The organism is Erwinia sp. 009765445, assembly GCF_058137865.1.
On sequence record NZ_JBYUWC010000002.1, the window covers coordinates 295,709 to 314,869 of the forward strand.

Below are 19,161 nucleotides of genomic sequence, written 5' to 3' on the forward strand. Positions count from 1 at the left end.
CTTTCGCCAGCGGCCGCGAGTAAACTTTGTAAGAAGCATCGGACCAGGCGCGCTGGTCCTCCATCTCAAACACATCACCGGAATAGTCTGTAGTGACCTTTATGCCCTGCTGATGCTGATGCTGATGCTGATGCCGATAGCTCAGCGTGCGGATCTCCTTAACAGGCTGCCAGGGTTCAATCAGCTCAGGAAAGACATTTTTATAGACCTCGCCGCTGACCTTCACCACCTCAACAGGCGCACCCACCACGCCCTGCAGCGGATACAGCACTGTGAAACCGGTGCGGGCAGTACGGAAGTTTTTTCCGGCCTGAACACGGCGGAAAAAGATAGCGGCCCAGTACTGCTCAGAGTCAGCGTGGTTTCAATCAGCAAACTGTTATTGCCTTCCACCACGCATTCCCGACGGGTTTTGATCGTCAGATGACCTTCTTTTCTCACCTGCTCGCAGCTGAGGATCTTCGCCTCGCAGGTTCCCCACCAGGCGTCGCGGATCACAAAAGCAGCCGAGCGGATAACCTCCACGCCGTCATACCGCAGCGCTTTTAAATCACCGCTGACCAGAGAAAATGTCCACCGTCCCAGGGCGATCTCTTCAGGCGTTTCAACAGGCTGATCGGTTCCGAAGTAGTGCATTGCCTCTGTCGTCATCTGCTCACCCCAGCGCATTTTTAAATTCGGCATCAATGTCCTGCCCGGTTTTGATGTCCTTCAGCAACAGCGTGAACCACATGCCCAGCGAGCCGACGACCGCCACGATGATCCAGGTGGCAGAAGTGCTGTGCAGCGTGGTGGCCAGCGTCCACAGCAGGCTGCCGAGAACAAAACCTAACACCATCATTGAGGAGAGGAAGCCGATGGCAGTCCCGCGCACTGCAGTTGGGAAACTTTCACTCTGGTAGACGTAACCGGCAGAGGCCCAGATGCCGTTAGCGACCTGGAAAATCAGGAAATAGACCGCCACCACCAGCCAGTAACTATCGGAAAGCAACAGCAACAGGCACAGCGGCGCAATGGAGATTGCGGCCACGGTAATCACTTTTTTACGACCAAATTTCTCGCCCAGCCAGCCGCCGATGATGTAGAAGAAGAAGCCGATAAAACCGCAGTACAGCATCAGTTCGCTGGCCTGCGAGCCGGTAAATCCTTTGCGCTGGGTCAGCCACCATGTGATATAGAAGTTGCTGGCAACATAGCTGATGCCATAAGAGATCCAGCAAACGGCCATGGTCAGCAACCTTCTTTTCAGCAGCGGATTGCCGTACAGCATCCTGATCGGGTTAACCCTGGCCTCCCCCTGGTTCTGAACATCCTCTTCAAAGCGATCGGACTCTTTAATAAAGATACGGCCAACGATCACAATAGCGATTGGGATGGTGCCGAGCAGAAAGAGCACTCGCCAGCCGTAATGACCGAATGCCATATAAACAGCAGAAGCGAAAAAGACGCCCAGCCGCCAGCCGCCCTGCACAATGGAATAGAGCAGGCCGCGATTTTTTGATGGCAGCTGCTCATTCACCAGGGTGATGGACACGGCCAGTTCTGAATAAGCCAGCCCTGAGGCGAGCGCGCACCAGCACCAGTTGCCAGAAGCTGTCGACGAAGTAGGTTGCTCCGGTAAAGATCGCCGTGCCGCACAGGCAGATCATCCACAACAGTTTGCGGCCAACCCGGTCCATGCTGTAGCCCACAATCAGCGTGATTAAAAATTGCGAATCGTAAACGAAGAAGCCCAGCACGCCGAGCATTTGTTCAGAGATAGCCATCTCTTTAGACATTTCTGGCAGCGCCAGCACCAGCAAATTGACGTCGTATGAGGCCAGCGACCAGCCTACGCACGCGATAACTATCAGATAAACCGTGTAATACTTGTCGATAACAGCGTTTTGTTTATTTAGGGTCAGTGCCATTTTAAGCTCCACTGTAATAAGTCAGTGTTGTGGTTATAGTCCTGCAAGCAGGTTCGCTCAGGGCGAGATGTCTTTCTGCCATAGCAACAGTTGTCCCGATCCGGTGTTGTTAATGAACACTTGAACAAATAAAATACAAATGATCCAGGACGGAACCACGGTATCTGCTCAAAAAAGGCGATGCGGTGAATTCGATCACAATTCCAAGCGATAAACAGACTGAAATTGTCGATAAATTGTTAATCACTTGAACACATAATGCTCATTTGAACACTATAAGCAGAGAGAGAAAGTGCACCGGAAGGGAAAAACAGCCAGTGAGTGAAGAAAAAAATCAGCGCAAATTTAATTCTCTGTGCGTTTAGGGAATATCCTTACGGCTCAGATGTTGTCGTCAGGCCGCCGATGCCTGATAATAGGCGGCTTTCATTTTTATCAGGCGAAATAATGACCGATTACCTGCTTCTTTTTATTGGCACAGTGCTGGTGAACAACTTCGTTCTGGTGAAGTTTCTCGGCCTCTGTCCCTTTATGGGCGTTTCCAAAAAACTGGAGACGGCAATTGGCATGGGACTCGCCACCACTTTCGTTATTACCCTGGCCTCGATCTGCGCGTGGCTGGTGAACCATCTTATTCTGCTGCCGCTGGACCTGGTCTATCTGCGCACCATGGCCTATATCCTGGTGATCGCCGTGGTGGTGCAGTTCACCGAGATGGTGGTGCGTAAAACCAGCCCGGACCTCTACCGTCTGCTGGGGATTTTCCTGCCGCTGATCACCACTAACTGCGCCGTGCTGGGCGTGCCGCTGCTGAGCGTCAACCTGAATCATACCTTCCTGCAGGCCGCGCTGTATGGCTTCAGTGCCTCGCTCGGTTTCTCACTGGTGATGGTGCTGTTCGCCGGTATCCGCGAACGTCTGGTGCTGGCCGATGTGCCCGCGCCGTTTAAAGGCTCCTCCATTGCGCTGGTGACTGCCGGGCTGATGGCGCTGGCCTTTATGGGCTTCAGTGGGCTGGTGAGATTCTGATGACTGCGGTTTGGATTGCTGTTGCGGTACTGAGCATGCTGGGCCTGCTGTTCGGCGGCCTGCTGGGCTACGCCTCACGTCGCTTTGAAGTGGAAGAAGATCCGATTGTTGAGCAGATAGATGCGATCCTGCCGCAGAGCCAGTGCGGACAGTGTGGCTATCCCGGCTGTCGCCCTTACGCAGATGCCGTGGGCAACAACGGCGAGATGATCAACAAGTGCGCGCCCGGCGGAGAGCAGACCATGCTCAAGCTGGCTACCCTGCTGAACGTGGAGCCGCAGCCGCTGGGCGATGAAAACGCCCGCGAGCCGGAGCGTAAAGTAGCGTGGATCGATGAAGAGAACTGCATCGGCTGCACCAAATGCATTCAGGCCTGTCCGGTCGATGCCATTGTCGGTGCCACCCGCGCGATGCATACCGTGCTCAGCGATGTCTGTACCGGCTGCGACCTGTGCGTCGCGCCCTGCCCAACTGACTGCATAGAGATGCGTCCGGTCGCCACCACCACCGCGAACTGGAAGTGGGATCTGCAAACCATCCCGGTCAGGGTTATTCCTGTGGAACACCATGCGTAATTTGTTCAGGCTGTTTAAAAAAGATCAATTGTGGGATTTCGAAGGCGGTATCCATCCGCCAGAGATGAAAACCCAGTCTAACGGCACGCCGCTGCGTCAGTTGCCGCTGCCCGCTCAGTTTATTATTCCTGTTAAGCAGCATATCGGCCATGAAGGCGAGTTGCTGGTCAGCCCCGGCGATAAAGTGCTGCGCGGCCAGCCGCTGACCTTTGGTCGTGGCCGGATGCTGCCGATCCACGCGCCCACCTCCGGGACCATAGAAGCTATTGCTCCCCATATCACCGCGCACCCTTCCGCGCTGGCCGAGATGTGCATCTTTATTACCCCGGATGGTGAAGACCGCTGGTGTGAGCGCCATCCGCTGGCTGATTACCGGCAGGCCGATCGCAGCGAGATTATTGACCGTATCCACCAGGCAGGCGTGGCCGGTCTGGGCGGTGCAGGCTTCCCGACCGCCACCAAGCTGAAAGGCGGTATCTGCGGCGTTAAAACGCTGATCATCAACGCGGCGGAATGCGAACCCTATATTACCGCCGACGACCGTCTGATGCAGGACTATGCCGGAGAAGTACTGGAAGGCAGCCGTATCCTGGCGTGGGTGCTGCAGTCTGAGCGGGTGCTGATCGGCATTGAAGACAACAAGCCGGAAGCGATTGCCGCGCTGAAGCACGCGCTGGGTGGCGCGGACGATCTGCAGATCCGCGTCATCCCGACCAAATACCCCTCCGGCGGTGCCAAACAGCTGACCAGGATCCTGACCGGGCTGGAAGTGCCACACGGTGGCCGCTCCACCGATATCGGCGTTTTAATGCAAAACGTCGGCACGGCTTATGCCGTCAAACGCGCCATCATCGACGGCGAGTCGCTGACCGAGCGCGTGGTGACGCTGACCGGAGAATCAGTGGGCAAGCCGGGTAACGTCTGGGGCCGGCTGGGGACGCCGGTCAGCCATCTGTTGCACAACGCTGATTTCAGCCCGGCTGCCGGACAGATGGTGGTGATGGGTGGCCCGCTGATGGGCTTTACCCTGCCGACGTTAGATGTACCGGTGGTAAAAATCACCAACTGTATTCTGGCCCCTTCCGCCAGCGAGATGGGCGAGCCGGAACAAGAGCAATCCTGTATTCGCTGCAGCGCCTGTGCCGATGCCTGTCCGGCCGCTCTGCTGCCGCAGCAGCTCTACTGGTACAGCCGCGGTGGCGACCATGAGAAAGCCCGCGTGCACAATATTGCCGACTGCATTGAGTGTGGCGCCTGTGCTTATGTCTGCCCGAGCAATATCCCGCTGGTGCAGTACTACCGGCAGGAGAAGGCAGAGATCCGGGCAATCGATCTTGAAGCCGAGCGAACCGCACAGGCAAAAGCCCGCTTTGAGGCGCGCCAGGAACGTCTGGAGCGCGAGAAGCAGGCGCGTGAAGCCCGCCACCAGCAGGCAAAACGCACCGTCAGCCAGAGCGACAAGTCTGAAATCAATGCCGCGCTTGAGCGGGTTAAGGCAAAGAAACAGGCTGAAAAAACCAGTCCGGAAAGCGGTGAAAGCCAGCCGGAAAATGCCGCCGTTCTGGCACAGCGTGAAGCGCGCCATGCTCAGGCCCGCGCCCGGACCGCTGAAACCCAGTCCGAGACTGAACCGGCCACCCGCCAGGCTGGCGATCCGCGCAAAGCTGCGGTTGAAGCCGCTATCGCCCGTGCTAAAGCGAAGAAAGCAGCTCAGGCAGCAGAGTCAGCCGCTGAAGCTGTATCAGTGCCAGTTGAATCTGCCGCACCGGTCGATCCGCGCAAAGCTGCGATTGAAGCTGCTATCGCCCGCGCTAAAGCGAAGAAAGCAGCTCAGGCAGCAGAGTCAGCCGCTGAAGCTGAGCCATCAGAAGCAGCACCGGAGCAGTCCGACGATCCGCGCAAAGCGGCAGTGGCGGCGGCCATCGCTCGTGTCAAAGCGCGAAAAGCGCAACAGCATTCCACGCAAGAGGATTAAATGGCTTTTCGTATTGCTAGTTCGCCCTACACTCACAACCGTCGCAGTACCGGCACCATTATGCTACTGGTTCTGCTTGCGGCTATCCCGGGTATTGCCGCCCAGTGGTACTTTTTCGGCTGGGGCAACATTATCCAGGTGGTGATTGCCGCCCTTGCCGGTATGGGTGCAGAAGCGCTGGTACTGAAACTGCGCAAGCTGCCGCTGGCGAAAACGCTGGGGGATAACTCAGCCCTGCTGACCGCCCTGCTGCTCGGCATCAGCATTCCGCCGCTGGCGCCCTGGTGGCTGATTGTTATCGGTACTGTTTTTGCGGTGGTGATCTCCAAGCAGCTGTACGGCGGCCTGGGGCAGAACCCGTTTAACCCGGCGATGGTGGGCTATGTGGTCCTGCTGATCTCCTTCCCGGTGCAGATGACGAGCTGGCTGCCGCCGGATACGCTGCAGTCAGTTACTCCGACCTTCATGGATACGCTGAGCATGATTTTCCACGGGACGACTGTAGACGGTCATACCATGCAGCAGTTGCAGATCGGGGTGGATGGCATCAGTCAGGCTACCCCGCTGGACACCTTTAAAACCGGTTTACGTGCCGGGCACAGTGCAGAGCAGCTTCTCGCGCAGCCGATTTATACCGGCGTGATTGCCGGTCTGGGCTGGCAGTGGATCAACCTCGGCTATCTGATCGGCGGGCTGTTCCTGCTGTTCACCAATACGATCCGCTGGCATATTCCGGTCAGCATGCTGGCCTCTCTGGCCCTGTTTTCCACCGTGGGCTGGCTGTTCTCGCCGCAGAGTCTGGTTTCACCGATGATCCACCTGTTCTCAGGTGCCACCATGCTGGGCGCATTTTTTATTGCCACCGATCCGGTAACCGCCTCCACCACCAACAGAGGCCGCCTTATTTACGGCGTGTTGATTGGCCTGCTGGTCTGGCTGATCCGCAGTTTTGGCGGCTATCCGGACGGCGTGGCCTTTGCTGTGCTGCTGGCCAACATCACCGTGCCGCTTATCGATTACTACACGCAGCCGCGCGTTTACGGCCACCGGAAGGAGAAGTGATGCTGGATGCGATTCGTAAAAATGGCGTGACGCTGGCAATCTTTGCTGCGGTGACTACCGGCCTGACGGCAGTGATCAACACCGTCACCAAACCGACCATTGCGCACCAGACCGAAGTGCAGCAGAAAATTCTGCTGGATCAGGTGGTGCCACCGGAGATGTACAATAACCACATCCAGCAGGAGTGTTACCTTGTTAACAACCCGGCGCTGGGTACTGGCCCGCACCACCTCTATCTGGCACGTAAAGATGACAAACCGGTGGCGGTAGCGGTTGAGACAACCGCTCCGGACGGCTATTCTGGTGCTATTCAGATGATTGTCGGGGCAGATTTTAAAGGCACGGTGCTTGGCGTGCGCGTGGTCGAGCACCATGAAACGCCGGGTCTGGGCGACAAAATTGAGCTGCGAATCTCCAACTGGATCAACAGCTTCAACGGCGTGCATATGGGTGGAAAAGATGACACACACTTCGCGGTGAAAAAGGATGGCGGTGACTTCGACCAGTTTACCGGCGCAACCATTACTCCCCGCGCCGTGGTGAATGCAGCCAAACGCACCACGTTGTATATTGAAACGTTGCCGGGGCAGCTTGCCTCGCTGTCACCCTGTGGAGACTCCAATGAGTGAAGCCAAAACGCTGCTGGTCGGCGGACTGTGGAAAAATAACTCGGCGCTGGTTCAGCTGCTGGGCCTCTGTCCACTGCTTGCCGTCACTTCCACCGCCACCAACGCTCTCGGCCTTGGTCTGGCCACCACCCTGGTGCTGACCTGTACCAACAGCGCGATCTCCGCCTCACGCCGCTGGGTGCCTTCTGAGGTACGCATTCCTATTTACGTGATGATCATCGCTGCGGTCGTCAGTTGCGTGCAGATGTTGATCAACGCTTATGCCTACGGGCTGTATCAGTCGTTAGGGATCTTCATCCCGCTGATCGTCACCAACTGTATCGTCGTGGGCCGGGCTGAGGCCGTCGCCTCACGCAGCAGCGTGCCTCTGTCGGCGCTGGACGGTATGGCGATTGGGCTGGGAGCCACCAGCGTGATGGTGGTGTTGGGATCGATCCGCGAAATCATCGGCAACGGCACCATCTTTAACGGTGCCGATCAACTGCTTGGCCCGTGGGCTAAGGTGCTGCGCATTCAGGTGTTCCACTTTGATTCACCGATGCTGCTGGCGATGTTGCCGCCGGGTGCCTTTATTGGCCTTGGCATGCTGCTGGCCGCCAAATACCTGATCGATAACAAGATGAAAGCACGCGCTGCCCGTCAGGCAGAGGCGAAAACTCAATCCGCTCTGGAAGGAAAAGCGAGTGCGCTGTGAATAAGGAAAAACGTCAGCAAATTTTAAGCCGACTGCGGGATAACAACCCGCATCCAACCACGGAACTGGTATTTACTTCCCCTTTTGAACTGCTGATTGCCGTGCTGCTTTCCGCACAGGCCACGGACGTCAGCGTCAACAAGGCGACGGCTAAACTCTATCCCGTTGCCAACACACCGGCCGCAATGCTGGCGCTGGGCGTGGACGGGGTGAAGGAGTACATCAAGACTATCGGCCTGTTTAACAGCAAGGCGGAAAACGTGATTAAGACCTGCCGCATCCTGCTGGAACAGCATCAGGGCGAAGTGCCTGAAAATCGCGAAGCGCTGGAAGCCCTGCCCGGCGTGGGCCGCAAAACGGCTAACGTGGTGCTGAATACCGCCTTTGGCTGGCCGACCATCGCTGTGGACACGCATATTTTCCGCGTCAGCAACCGCACCAAATTTGCACCGGGAAAAAACGTTGAGCAGGTGGAAGAAAAACTGCTGAAAGTGGTGCCGAAGGAGTTCAAAGTGGACTGCCACCACTGGCTGATCCTGCATGGGCGCTATACATGCGTGGCGCGGAAACCACGCTGCGGTTCCTGCATGATTGAAGATCTCTGTGAGTTTGGAGAAAAGACCGGGGTCTGACGGCTGTCACTCAGTTGTCATTCGCCAGTCTGGTCTGGCCTGCATCATGATTGAAAGAGATCTGTGCGCCGTATTCTTTATGCAACCGGCGGGCTTCGAGGAAGACGGATTTCCAGTAAGGATTGGTCAGAGATGAGCGCATCACGCCTCTACTGGAAGAGGCATGCAGGAACTGTTCATCAGTGTCGTAAAACCCGACATGCATTTCATGATTAATCCGGAAGAAGACTAAATCTCCGGGCTGCAGGTCAGCTGGCTCCACCCTTTTCCCCATATGGATCAGATCAGCCGTGGTCAGACGGCCGACGGGCATATTGAAACGGTCTTTAAGCGTTCGCCAGACAAAGCCTGAACAGTCCACGCCCGATAGCTGAGTACCGCCCCATTGATAAGGGGTCCCTTCCCAGGAATGCATCTGGTCATGCAGTGCCGCCAGAATCGGAATAAGATCGGGTTGCTGGCCGTTTTGCTGCAACTCCCCGCCTTTGTCATTATTCGCTGTGGAAGGCGAATGAGATGCACATCCGCTGAGCAAAGCTGCCCAAAGACAAAGGGGAATTACCGAAGATTTACAGTTCCACATGTTATTCAGGGCGGCCAGCTGCTGAGATGTGCATTCATCCTATTGATCGGCATGGAAAAGCACCACGCTTAATCTATTTCTTAACGTTATCAATATTTACAATTATTGACATAACTGGTTTTTCCGCCGCACTTAAAGTGCTGCATATTCACCCGTTCCGTCCGGCCAGGGTGTCAACAGATCGTATCCCGTCTCAGTTACCGCAATGGTGTGTTCCCATTGTGCCGACAGCGAGCGATCTTTGGTAACCACCGTCCAGCCATCGGGAAGTAAACTGGTTGCTGCCTTCCCTGCATTAATCATCGGTTCGATGGTAAAGATCATCCCAGGTTGCAGAACCACACCAGTCCCCGGCGTACCGTAATGCAACACCTGCGGCGCGCCATGATATTCAAGCCCGACGCCGTGCCCACAATATTCCCGGACAACTGAGAAACCCGCCCCTTCCGCGACGCGCTGAATAGCCGCGCCAACGTCACCGAGAGTGGCCCCGGGTTTGACGGCCTTAATGCCAGCGACCATGGACTCATAGGTGATATTGACCAGGCGGCGGGCGCGCACCGAAGGTTCTCCGACGTAATACATCCTGCTGGTATCACCATACCAGCCATCTTTGATAATGCCGATATCGATATTGATGATATCGCCCTTCTTCAGCTTTTTATCGCCGGGAATGCCGTGACAAATAACGTGATTGACTGAAGTACAAAGCGTACGGGTATAGCCGTGATAGCCAATATTGGCCGGAACAACCTTTAACTCATTGACCAGATAGTCATGACAGAGGCGATCCAACTCGTCGGTGGTCACCCCGACCTGGACGTGAGGGCGGATCATCTCCAGCACTTTTGCCGCCGCGTGACCTGCCGCGCGGGCCAGCTCGATTTCTTCCTGCGTGTGTATTCTGATTTCGCTCATTGGGGTTCATGTTCCTTATGTAACTGCCCGGCTTCATTACGCACGAGTTTGTTTATTTCAGTGCCACCTTCAAGCTCACACTGGATCAACAGCCGGGTCAGTTGCTGATGGGTCAGATGGGGATAGAGTTCGGCCAGCATGCCAATCTTCAGCCAGTGCTCGGCCTGCGAGTTAATCGAACGGCTCAGCGCGTTGCTGGCCAGGCGCAGGTTCTCGTGCATCAGATCGGATATTTTTACAATGCCCATGATGTGCCTTATGCGTTTTATATATAAACCGTATAATGCCACATTCAGACATGGTTGCAAGCTTAACGCCGGAAACGTCGGCCAGGATGATCATCACGCAGATGGCGCTGGCCTTCTCCCTGCAACCGCTCCCGCAGCGTCAACGGCGTGGCCGGTCGTGGCGTAACTCGTCCTCTGGCAGTCAGCTCCGGAATGATGTAATGAATAAAATCCTCAAAGCTGCCCGGACTGATGGCATAACCGAGGTTAAAGCCGTGCACACCGGACGCTTCCGCAAACCGCTCCATCTGGTCGGCAACACTTGCCGGGCCGCCCACCAGCGTCGGATGCAGCCCGCCGATACCAATGTATTGCGCCGCTTCACGCAGCGTCCAGCGCCGCCCGGCATCAATGCGGGTCAGGCTTGCCAGCGCTGAACGGCAGGCGTCGGTTTCAATGTACTCCAGCGGCTCGTCCGGATCGTATTCTGACCAGTCCACGCCGGTCCAGGCGGAGAACAGCGCCAGCGCCCCTTCTTCACTGATGTAACGCTGAAATTCTTCGTAACGCTGCTGCGCCTGCTGGTCATTTTCACCGGTCACCACGGTGATAGCGGTAATAAATCGCAGAGAGTCTGGATCTCTGCCTTCTGCTGCTGCCAGCTGGCGAATGTGGTCAATATCTTTCCGGATTGCCTCCGCCGTCAGTCCGGCCATGAAGATCACTTCTGCATTAGCCGCAGCGAACTGGCTGCCGCGCGACGAAGTTCCGGCCTGAAACAGCACCGGTGTGCGCTGCGGGCTGGGTTCGCTGAGATGCGCATCCGGTACCTGGTAATTCTCACCGCGATGCCCGATGGGATGAACTTTGTGCGGATGAGTATAAATACCGCCAGCCCTGTCGCGCACCACCGCGTCGTCCTCCCAGGAGCCTTCCCACAGTTTGCAGGTGACATCCAGGAACTCCTGGGCGCGATCGTAACGTTGATCGTGGGGCAGCTGGCGGGTCAGGCCGAGATTTCTCGCCGCCGAATCCAGCATCGAAGTCACCACGTTCCAGGCTATGCGTCCGTTGGTCAGATGATCCAGCGTGGTGAATTTTCGCGCCAGCAGGTAAGGATGCTCATAAGTGGTGGAGACGGTCACGCCAAAGCTGAGATCGCGGGTAGCGGCGGCCATCGCCGACACCAGCAGCAGTGGATCGTTAACCGGCATCTGTGCCGCGTTGCGTAACGCCATATCAGGGCGTTGCTGATACACGTCCAGCTGACCAAGCGCATCGGCCAGAAACAGCGCGTCAAAACCCGCCTTATCCAGCAGCTTAGCGATCTCCACCCAATAGTGGATGTCGGTGTAGCGGTGCGCGGTGTCCTGAGGATGCCGCCAAAGTCCGGCCGAAATATGCCCGACCACATCCATCATAAATCCGAACAACAGAAAAGGTCTGGGATGAGCCATTTTTACTCCACAATATGTTTATTTCCGGCGGCGGTTACTCAGTGCACCAGCCGCCAGCACGCCAAAAATCAGCACGCCGGTAGCGACCTGCTGCCAGTAAAAGTTCCAGCCAGTCAGCAGCAGACCGTTCGCCACAAAGCTGAGCAGTATCACCCCCAGCAGCGTACCAGGCACGTTGGGCCGCCGCGTGGCGGAGAAAGTGGCACCGATAAAGGCCGCGCCAATGGCATTCAGCAGATAGGCGTTGCCGGAGAGCGGCACCCACGCTTTGACGTTTGAGGCAAGTATCAGCCCGACAATGCCTGCAATCACCGCGCTGAGGACAAACCCCACGGCGACAGTCCTTCCGACCGCAATGCCTGAATAGCGTGCCACGCTGGCCTGGCTGCCGAGGAAGGTTAAAGCACGGCCCTGTGGAGTACGTTTCAGCAGCAGATGCAGCGCAATCGCCAGCCCCGGCACGTACCACAGCGGCAGCGGGACACCCAGTAACGCCCCATGGCTGATGGCGGAGAACTGCACTGGCAGTACCTGGCTGAGCAGATAAACCGGCTGGCCGCCATTGGAAGAGAGTTGCTGGACGCTCTGGCCGATAAATAGCGTGCCCAGCGTGGCGAGGAACGGCTCCACGCCCAGCACCGTCACCAGAAATGCATTGAACAAGCCAACGCACAGCGCCGCCAGCAGCGCTGCAGTCACGGCCAGCGGCAGCCCAACCTGATGCATCACCAGCGTGACCAGCACCAGGCAGGCGAAATCAATGGCGGTGCCAATCGACAAATCGACTGCGCCCATCGCGGCAACCACGGTCATCGCCAGCGCGGCAATCGCCAGCGGAGCCACGTTGTTCAGCAGCACGCTGGCCACATTATTAAGGGTGAAAAAACCTGGCGCGAACAGACTGAAGAACAGCAACAGCGCGGCGAAGGTCAGGATCAGTAAAACGCGCAGCAGGCCGCCGCGAGTCACTCCGTAAACGGTTAAATCAGACACGGACTTTTCTCCTCTGCTGGCGCTGGCGCAGCAGTGCAGTCAGCGAGACCACCAGCAGGATCAGCACGCCTTCCACCCCGTTAATCCAGTAGCTGGAAACATTGATCAGCTGGAAGCCGTTGGCAATCAGGCTGAGAAACAGCGAGCTGAGCAGCGTACCGCCCAGCGTCGGCACCAGCCGCCGTGAGAACACCACCCCAAGCAGCACCGAGGCGATCACCATCAGCAGGTTGTCATTGGCCCCCGGTGAGCTGCCGCTGAGTACGGTGACCGAACCGAGTGACGCCAGTCCCGCTGCCACGCCGCACAGCAGATAGCTGGCGGCAATATAGCGCGACACGGCCAGACCGCTGGCATGGGCGGCAAGAGGATGGCTGCCCACCGCCAGCAGGCGCAGGCCGAACGGCGTGAAATGCGTCAGCACAATAAACAGCAGTGCCAGCGCGGCAAAGCCCCACGCCAGCCACGGAAAAGAGAGCGGCCCGGCGCTCAGCAGCAGGTCGAACAGCGGACCGCTGGCGGGCACGGTGGCGTTCTGCGTCACCACCATCTCCAGACCGATGGCGATGTTCATGGTGGTCAGCGTGGCCAGCAGCGGCAGAATGCGCAGCCAGACCACGGCCAGAGCATTGATCAAACCAACCACCGCGCCGCTGAGCAGAGCAAGCAGCATCGCCAGCTCAGGCGAAGCACCGCGGCTGAGCTGGCTGGCGAACACCGCCGCACTCAGCCCCATATTCGCCGCCACCGAAAGATCGATGCCGCCGGTCAGCGAGTGGCTGCCGCCGCCGATCAGCACCAGCGTCAGGCCAAAGGCCAGCGTGCCGGTCACAGCGGTTTGCTGCAGCACGTTGCCGAGATTACCCAATGTCAGAAAGATGGGTGAAAGCGTGGCGAAAACGGCCAGCACCGCGAGAATAATCAGCAGCACACTGCCCTGCAGCAGGTGCCCGGAACGTTCCGCCCGCAGTTTGTTTTGTTGCGCTACATCCGCATCAGAAGACGAGAGTTCGCTCATGCTGAGGCTCCTGCGGTGGCGGTAAGCGGGTTATCCGACGCGGCACCCGATGCCCAGGCGAGGATTTCATGTTGATCGGTGGCACCGCCCTGCAACGTTTTCACCATCCTGCCGCGAGCCATCACCAGAATCCGGTCACACAGCGACTGCAGTTCCAGCAGGTCGGTAGAGAAGACGATCACCACTGCCCCTCTGGCCACCAGTTGATGCAGCGCCTGGTAAATTTCAGCCTTCGCGCCGATATCAACGCCCACCGTCGGTTCATCCAGCAGATAAACTTCTGCTGCGGTATTCAGCCATTTTGCCAGCACCACCTTCTGCTGATTGCCGCCGGAAAGGGAGTGCAGCGGCGCTTCAGCACCGGGCGTCCGGATACCCAGATCGCGGATGTTTCCGGCCACCAGCTGGTTCTCCCCGGCACGATGGATAAACCAGCCTTTGACCAGCATCTTCAGGCTGGTTAAGGCAATATTTTCCCGCACGCTCAGTTCCGGGGCGATGCCGTTGGCCCGGCGATCTTCCGGCACAAAGGCCATGCCCTGCCTGACCGCATCCCGTGGCGAACGGGGCAGAAAAGCGCGACCGGCCAGCGTGATGCTGCCGCTGATCCCACTTTCCAGGCCGAACAGCGCCCGAGTCAGCGCCTTGCCGCCGGAACCCAACAGCCCGGTAATACCGAGGATTTCGCCGCGATGGGCAGTAAAGCCGATCCCGGAGAAACGTCCTGCCGCCGTGAGGTTATCCACATGCAGCAGCACCTCCTCACCCTTCTGTGGCTGGCGCTGCACCAGTGATTTCTGGCGGTCGCCGAGCATATCCACGATCAGCTGCTGGCTGGTCATCTCGCTTGTCAGGTGCGTCGCTACGTGGGCTCCGTCACGCAGCACGGTAACCCGCTGGCAAAGCTCGGTGATCTCATCCAGATAGTGTGAGACATAGATGATCGCCAGACCCTGCCCGCGCAGCGTGCGGATAGCACTGAACAGAGAGGCCACCTCGTGACGCGCCAGCGCCGCAGTAGGTTCGTCGAATACCAGTACGCGCGGAGAGTGACGCAGCGCGCGGGTGATCTGCACAACCTGCTGCTCCGCCACACTCAGGTCGGCAATCAGGCTGTCGGGATCCAGCCGTAAGCCAAAATAGTGCTCAATCGCCTCGCGAGCCACGCGCCGCATACGACGACGATTGAGCAACGGAACACCGCGGAACACCGGCTCCTCGCCCGACAGCAGCGCTTCGGCCACTGTCAGAGCAGGGGAAAGTAACCGCTCCTGATGGACAATTTCGATGCCCAGCGACTGCGCCACCTTTGGCGAGGAGATGTTCACCCTCTCGCCATTAAGGGTTATCTCCCCTTTATCCGCCAGTTGCAGTCCGCCGAGAATTTTAATCAGCGTCGATTTCCCGGCACCGTTATGCCCGATCAGCCCGTGGATCTCTCCGGCTTCTGCCGACAACGAAACCTGCCGCAGGGCCGGAACGCCATCAAAAGCTTTGGCGATCTGCGTCAGCGCCAGCAGCGGCGAACCGGCCTGCTGGCTGCGGGACTGAAGCGATGGCTTACTTGCCATCACTCTGGCCCAGCACTTTCTGCACTTCGGCGGCATTCTGTTTGGTCACCAGCAGCGCCGGAACATAGGTGGCAGGCGGCAGATCATGGTCACCGGCCAGGTAGCGGGCAGCGTTCTGCACGGCCGTTTTGCCGATCAGATAGGGTTGCTGCGCCACGACTGAAGCGGCACTGGATTTCGGGTCTTTCACCAGAGACACCACATCCGGGCTGCCATCCACGGCATACGTTTTGATCTCAGTCCGCCCGGCAGCATCCACGGCCTGAGTGGCACCGATTTGCGGCACATCCCAGGCTGCCCAGATCGCCTGCACCGATCCTTTGGGGTATTTATTCAGCAGCTGGCTTATTTGCGCGTAAGCATCCTGCACGGTATTCGGAATAACATCACGAAGTTCAGGCTGAATGATTTTAATTTCCGGATACCATTTTAATACCGCTCTTAACTGGTCATAGCGCATCGCTACCACCGGCACACCATAAAACCCATTAAATACCAGGATATTTCCTTTCCCCCGCAGGTCGCTGACAACTTTTAATGCCAGCTGCTCGCCAATGTAAAAATTATCGGAGGTGGTGACGTTAATACTGGAAGGGCTTGCCGTATCAACAGTAAATAAAGGGATCCCTGCCGCGCGGATTTTTTTCAGCCACGGCTCCAGCACTGAAGCCGTGCCCAGCGTCTCGATAATCGCGTCGGGCTTTTGTGCGATAAGCGTCTGGATCTGCGAGATTTGCTGTGCCTCTTTGCGCCCGCCATCCAGCGCTATCGGCGTACCGCCCAGGCGTTTCACCTCATCAATCTGTCCCTGATAGGCTTTTAAATCCCAGTAATGATCGGTTCCGGCGACGGTAATACCAATGCGTTTCCCTTTCAGCGAGGGGATATTATCATCATTGCCTTGTGCATGAACGGGAAGAGAGAATAATACTGACGCTGTCAGTATAGCGGCCAGCGATGTTTTAAAAATCTTTTTCAGGCGAACAGCATTTTTTATTTTAGTAGCCATCATCATGATAAGTATCCTGGAGAAGGTGAAGATTGCCAGGTTAGCACAACTATTTTCTGGCAATCAGATCAATTTCAGCTAAGGGTAATTGCCAGACAGAATTAAAATAAAATCCGCGCAATAGGTTATTTCTGGTTTATCAATAATCATTTTCGGCATAAGCGCGTCCACCGGGCCGCCAGCGGGCTGCAGGATGGCGTGAGGATAACCGATCGTGACCAAACAGTTTTTTACGCAGCGAACCGGATTGATAGCCGGTTTTATAACGTCCCCGCTGTTGTAACTCTGGCACCACCAGTTCAGTAAAGTCGATATAGCTTTGCGGATTGACGATGCGCGTCAGATTGAAACCGTCAATGTCAGCTTCGTCCAGCCAGTGGATCAGCTGGTCAGCCACCTGCGACGGACTGCCTGCAATCAGCGCATATCGCCCTCCCAGCGCGTGCTGCTCCAGCAGCTGGCGGCGGGTCCAGCCGTCATAGGCTTTGCTTACCGACTCAATTGCCCGGGTATCACCCGTGCGGATCGGCTCATCCAGGCCAAACTGAGCCAGGTCGATACCAACAGAACTGGAGAAGTGGGCAACCCCGGCTTCCGGGCTGGCATAACGCAGGTACTCGCGGTGTTTCTCCAGCGCCTCCTTTTCCGTTGGCGCAACAATCACCGAAATGCCCATAAAGACTTTTAAATCCTCCGGCTGGCGTCCGGCATCCCGGGCGGCCCGGCGTAATTTGTCCACCTGGCTGCGCATCGCCTGCGGGGTGCTGCCGTTAACAAAGCTGCACTCCGCATGGCGGCCTGCAAACCTGACGCCCCGCGCCGAACTGCCAGCCTGGAACAGCAACGGTGTGCGCTGGGGTGAAGGCGAGGAGAGATGATAACCCTCGACCTGATAAAACTCGCCGTGGTGGCGAATCGGGTGGATTTTGCCGGCATCGGCATAGCGTCGCTGCTCACGGTCGGCCAGCACCGCATCATCCTCCCAGCTGCCTTCCCACAGCTGATAACTGACCTCAAGAAACTCATCCGCCTGATCGTAACGGCGGTCGTGGTCCAGCAACTGCGTCTGGCCCATCGCCCGCGCCGCGCTGTCCAGATAGCCGGTGACAATGTTCCAGCCCACCCGGCCGTTGGTGAGGTGGTCGAGCGTGGAGAAACGGCGGGCAAACGGGTAAGGCGCTTCATAGCTGAGATTGGCCGTCAGGCCGAACCCCAGATGCTCAGTGACGCTGGCCATGGCGGAGACCAGCATCAGCGGGTCATTGACCGGCAGCTGAATCGACTCGCTGGCGGTCAGCGCAATACCCTGCTGATACACGTCATACACTCCGAGGATGTCGGCGATAAACAGCCCGTCAAACAGCCCTTTCTCCAGCGTGCGTGCCAGATCCAGCCAGTAGCTCAGCTGGTTGAAGTCGGTGGATCGGTCCTGCGGGTGAGTCCACATCCCGTGATGGATGTGACCAACGGAGTTCATGTTAAAAGCGTTAAGCAGGATCTTCTTAGCTGGCTGGCTCATGGTGTCCCTCATCGCAGTAAATCCCCTTCGCCGGAGCGAAACTGAGTAAAAACGTCATAAACTTCACTGGCCTCCGTTACCGATTTGCCAGATAAAGGTCGGCTCCTTGCCGTTCACTTCCCAGTCGCCAACATTGCGGGATTTATAAATCACCGGATTATGTGAGGAGACGGTGCGGGCATTGCGCCAGTGACGATCCAGCGCTTTACTGACACGCGTGTCGGAAGCGCCCAGCGCGTTGAACAGCTCGGTCGCCGCACGGGGGACCAATTCGCTGGCAATCACCTGCGCTTTGGCTGCCTCCACTTCGGCCAGAATATTCGCCTGCTTAATCTCCTCTTCGCTGCCGCCGCGCTGCTGCACCTCAAACGCCTGTTGCAGCGAGTGGCTGGCACGCTGCACCGTAGCTTCCACCGCCCAGGCCTGGCTGGCGATCTGCCCGACCACCTGCAGCACCTGAACATCCTGCTTCACCAACCTGGCGTTGCCGTGGCTGTAGACCCTTTTACGCTGCGCCACGCCCTGCGCCGCATCACGGGTGATGGCCCGGCCAATGCCAGCCAGCGTTGACAGCAGCACATGCTGATAGAAAGCGGTCTGATAGCGAAAACGCTCGCTGAAGTCGTAAACATGGGTCTGCTCAACCCTCGCCTTGCTGAAGCGCGTGGTGCCACTGCCGGTCAGCCGCTGGCCGAAACCATCCCAGTCATCCTCACGCTCCACCCCGGCCTGGTGGGTGCTGACCAGTGCGATCACATCCCGGCCGTTATCGCCGCGCCGGGCATAAACATCGATCCAGTCGGCATACAGCGTGCCGGTACTGTAAAATTTCTCGCCCTCCAGCAGCCAGCCGTTCTCTGCCGGGGTGACTTTGGTTACCACTTCACCGAGCTTCATGTTGCCGATCTCGCTCCAGCCGCTGCCCACCAGCTCACCGTCGCGGAAACGGGCGAACCAGCGCTGACGATCCTCGCTGTCCGGCTGATTAAGGCGATCTTCGACAAAAGCGAAATGAGCACGCAGCGCCTGCGGCAGATTGGAGTCAGCTTCCGCCAGCTCGGTCAGCAGCTGGAACAACTGTGGCAACGTCGCGCCAAAGCCTCCCTCGCTAACCGGAATACGCAGGGTGCCGAAACCAGCCTCTTTAAGCCAGCGGAGTGGTTCGTGAGCCAGCTTGCGGGCGCCCTCCCGCTCCACTGCACCTTCGGCGATGCGGGCAAAGATCGGGCGAAAGCGCGACGCCAGTTCGGTGTAGTCGGGGGTGTTGAATTCAGACATGGTTTTTATATGAACGCGTCCCGTTTGCAACGGCTTCCATTATTCTGACGCTGACAGATAGGTTGCAGCTTTATATCCGGCT

Annotated in this window: 19 protein-coding genes and 1 pseudogene; 7 read left to right on the top strand and 13 right to left on the bottom strand. The window is 57.5% G+C overall.

Going from position 1 to position 19,161, the window contains the following annotated elements; all coding sequences use genetic code 11:
* Window position 1: 1 nt before the first annotated feature.
* The 3 genes and pseudogenes from AC3Y5R_RS03395 to AC3Y5R_RS03405 all read right to left on the bottom strand — a co-directional run.
* Window positions 2-684, bottom strand: a pseudogene (locus tag AC3Y5R_RS03395) (D-apionate lactonase family protein); the annotation flags it as partial.
* Window positions 656-1,534: an MFS transporter gene (locus AC3Y5R_RS03400; protein WP_489920136.1), complete on the bottom strand. Its 879-nt coding sequence runs from the start codon at window positions 1,532-1,534 to the stop codon at window positions 656-658. The pseudogene AC3Y5R_RS03395 and the gene AC3Y5R_RS03400, both read right to left, overlap by 29 nt.
* Window positions 1,512-1,910: an MFS transporter gene (locus AC3Y5R_RS03405; RefSeq protein WP_489920137.1), complete on the bottom strand. Its 399-nt coding sequence runs from the start codon at window positions 1,908-1,910 to the stop codon at window positions 1,512-1,514. The genes AC3Y5R_RS03400 and AC3Y5R_RS03405 overlap by 23 nt, the downstream gene beginning before the upstream one ends.
* Before the next feature lie 447 nt (window positions 1,911-2,357).
* On the opposite strand from AC3Y5R_RS03405, the gene rsxA reads away from it, so the two are divergent.
* Genes rsxA through nth form a run of 7 tightly spaced genes read left to right on the top strand, consistent with a single transcriptional unit; the run spans window position 2,358 to window position 8,506 of the window.
* Complete coding sequence (gene rsxA, locus AC3Y5R_RS03410; protein WP_489920138.1) at window positions 2,358-2,939, top strand: electron transport complex subunit RsxA; 582 nt, start codon at window positions 2,358-2,360, stop codon at window positions 2,937-2,939.
* Window positions 2,939-3,514 carry an electron transport complex subunit RsxB gene (rsxB, locus tag AC3Y5R_RS03415; RefSeq protein WP_489920139.1) on the top strand — a complete coding sequence of 192 codons (576 nt, stop codon included), beginning with the start codon at window positions 2,939-2,941 and terminating at the stop codon, window positions 3,512-3,514. The genes rsxA and rsxB overlap by 1 nt, the downstream gene beginning before the upstream one ends.
* Window positions 3,507-5,489, top strand: a complete 1,983-nt coding sequence (gene rsxC, locus AC3Y5R_RS03420) for an electron transport complex subunit RsxC (protein ID WP_489920140.1) — start codon at window positions 3,507-3,509, stop codon at window positions 5,487-5,489. The genes rsxB and rsxC overlap by 8 nt, the downstream gene beginning before the upstream one ends.
* Entirely contained in the window at window positions 5,490-6,551 is a 1,062-nt protein-coding gene (rsxD, locus tag AC3Y5R_RS03425) for an electron transport complex subunit RsxD (RefSeq protein WP_489920141.1), read from the top strand. It begins immediately after the preceding gene.
* Window positions 6,551-7,180, top strand: coding sequence for an electron transport complex subunit RsxG (gene rsxG / locus AC3Y5R_RS03430; RefSeq protein ID WP_489920142.1), 630 nt, complete (start codon window positions 6,551-6,553; stop codon window positions 7,178-7,180). Before rsxD ends, rsxG begins: the two co-directional genes overlap by 1 nt.
* Window positions 7,173-7,874 carry an electron transport complex subunit E gene (locus AC3Y5R_RS03435; protein WP_158782988.1) on the top strand — a complete coding sequence of 234 codons (702 nt, stop codon included), beginning with the start codon at window positions 7,173-7,175 and terminating at the stop codon, window positions 7,872-7,874. The genes rsxG and AC3Y5R_RS03435 overlap by 8 nt, the downstream gene beginning before the upstream one ends.
* Window positions 7,871-8,506, top strand: a complete 636-nt coding sequence (gene nth / locus AC3Y5R_RS03440) for an endonuclease III (RefSeq protein WP_489920143.1) — start codon at window positions 7,871-7,873, stop codon at window positions 8,504-8,506. Before AC3Y5R_RS03435 ends, nth begins: the two co-directional genes overlap by 4 nt.
* 10 nt (window positions 8,507-8,516) lie before the next feature.
* Here nth and AC3Y5R_RS03445 read toward each other — a convergent pair whose 3' ends face one another.
* The 10 genes from AC3Y5R_RS03445 to AC3Y5R_RS03490 form a co-directional block, all read right to left on the bottom strand.
* Window positions 8,517-9,089: a C40 family peptidase gene (locus tag AC3Y5R_RS03445; protein ID WP_489920144.1), complete on the bottom strand. Its 573-nt coding sequence runs from the start codon at window positions 9,087-9,089 to the stop codon at window positions 8,517-8,519.
* Between the two features lie 132 nt (window positions 9,090-9,221).
* A complete protein-coding gene (gene map / locus AC3Y5R_RS03450) occupies window positions 9,222-10,007 on the bottom strand; it encodes a type I methionyl aminopeptidase (protein WP_489920145.1) in 786 nt (261 codons plus the stop codon).
* Window positions 10,004-10,255 carry a ParD-like family protein gene (locus tag AC3Y5R_RS03455; protein ID WP_489920146.1) on the bottom strand — a complete coding sequence of 84 codons (252 nt, stop codon included), beginning with the start codon at window positions 10,253-10,255 and terminating at the stop codon, window positions 10,004-10,006. Before AC3Y5R_RS03455 ends, map begins: the two co-directional genes overlap by 4 nt.
* A gap of 62 nt (window positions 10,256-10,317) precedes the next feature.
* Window positions 10,318-11,691 carry an LLM class flavin-dependent oxidoreductase gene (locus tag AC3Y5R_RS03460; RefSeq protein ID WP_489920147.1) on the bottom strand — a complete coding sequence of 458 codons (1,374 nt, stop codon included), beginning with the start codon at window positions 11,689-11,691 and terminating at the stop codon, window positions 10,318-10,320.
* 18 nt (window positions 11,692-11,709) lie between these two features.
* Entirely contained in the window at window positions 11,710-12,684 is a 975-nt protein-coding gene (locus AC3Y5R_RS03465) for an ABC transporter permease (protein WP_489920148.1), read from the bottom strand.
* Window positions 12,677-13,702: an ABC transporter permease gene (locus tag AC3Y5R_RS03470; protein ID WP_489920149.1), complete on the bottom strand. Its 1,026-nt coding sequence runs from the start codon at window positions 13,700-13,702 to the stop codon at window positions 12,677-12,679. The genes AC3Y5R_RS03465 and AC3Y5R_RS03470 overlap by 8 nt, the downstream gene beginning before the upstream one ends.
* Window positions 13,699-15,273 carry a sugar ABC transporter ATP-binding protein gene (locus AC3Y5R_RS03475; protein ID WP_489920150.1) on the bottom strand — a complete coding sequence of 525 codons (1,575 nt, stop codon included), beginning with the start codon at window positions 15,271-15,273 and terminating at the stop codon, window positions 13,699-13,701. Before AC3Y5R_RS03475 ends, AC3Y5R_RS03470 begins: the two co-directional genes overlap by 4 nt.
* Window positions 15,263-16,288, bottom strand: a complete 1,026-nt coding sequence (locus AC3Y5R_RS03480; protein WP_489920151.1) for a sugar ABC transporter substrate-binding protein — start codon at window positions 16,286-16,288, stop codon at window positions 15,263-15,265. Before AC3Y5R_RS03480 ends, AC3Y5R_RS03475 begins: the two co-directional genes overlap by 11 nt.
* 133 nt (window positions 16,289-16,421) lie before the next feature.
* Window positions 16,422-17,801 (bottom strand): LLM class flavin-dependent oxidoreductase, encoded by a 1,380-nt coding sequence (locus tag AC3Y5R_RS03485; protein WP_489920152.1) that lies wholly within the window; start codon window positions 17,799-17,801, stop codon window positions 16,422-16,424.
* Window positions 17,802-17,864: 63 nt separating this feature from the next.
* Window positions 17,865-19,079 (bottom strand): acyl-CoA dehydrogenase family protein, encoded by a 1,215-nt coding sequence (locus AC3Y5R_RS03490; protein WP_489920153.1) that lies wholly within the window; start codon window positions 19,077-19,079, stop codon window positions 17,865-17,867.
* Window positions 19,080-19,161 lie beyond the last annotated feature (82 nt).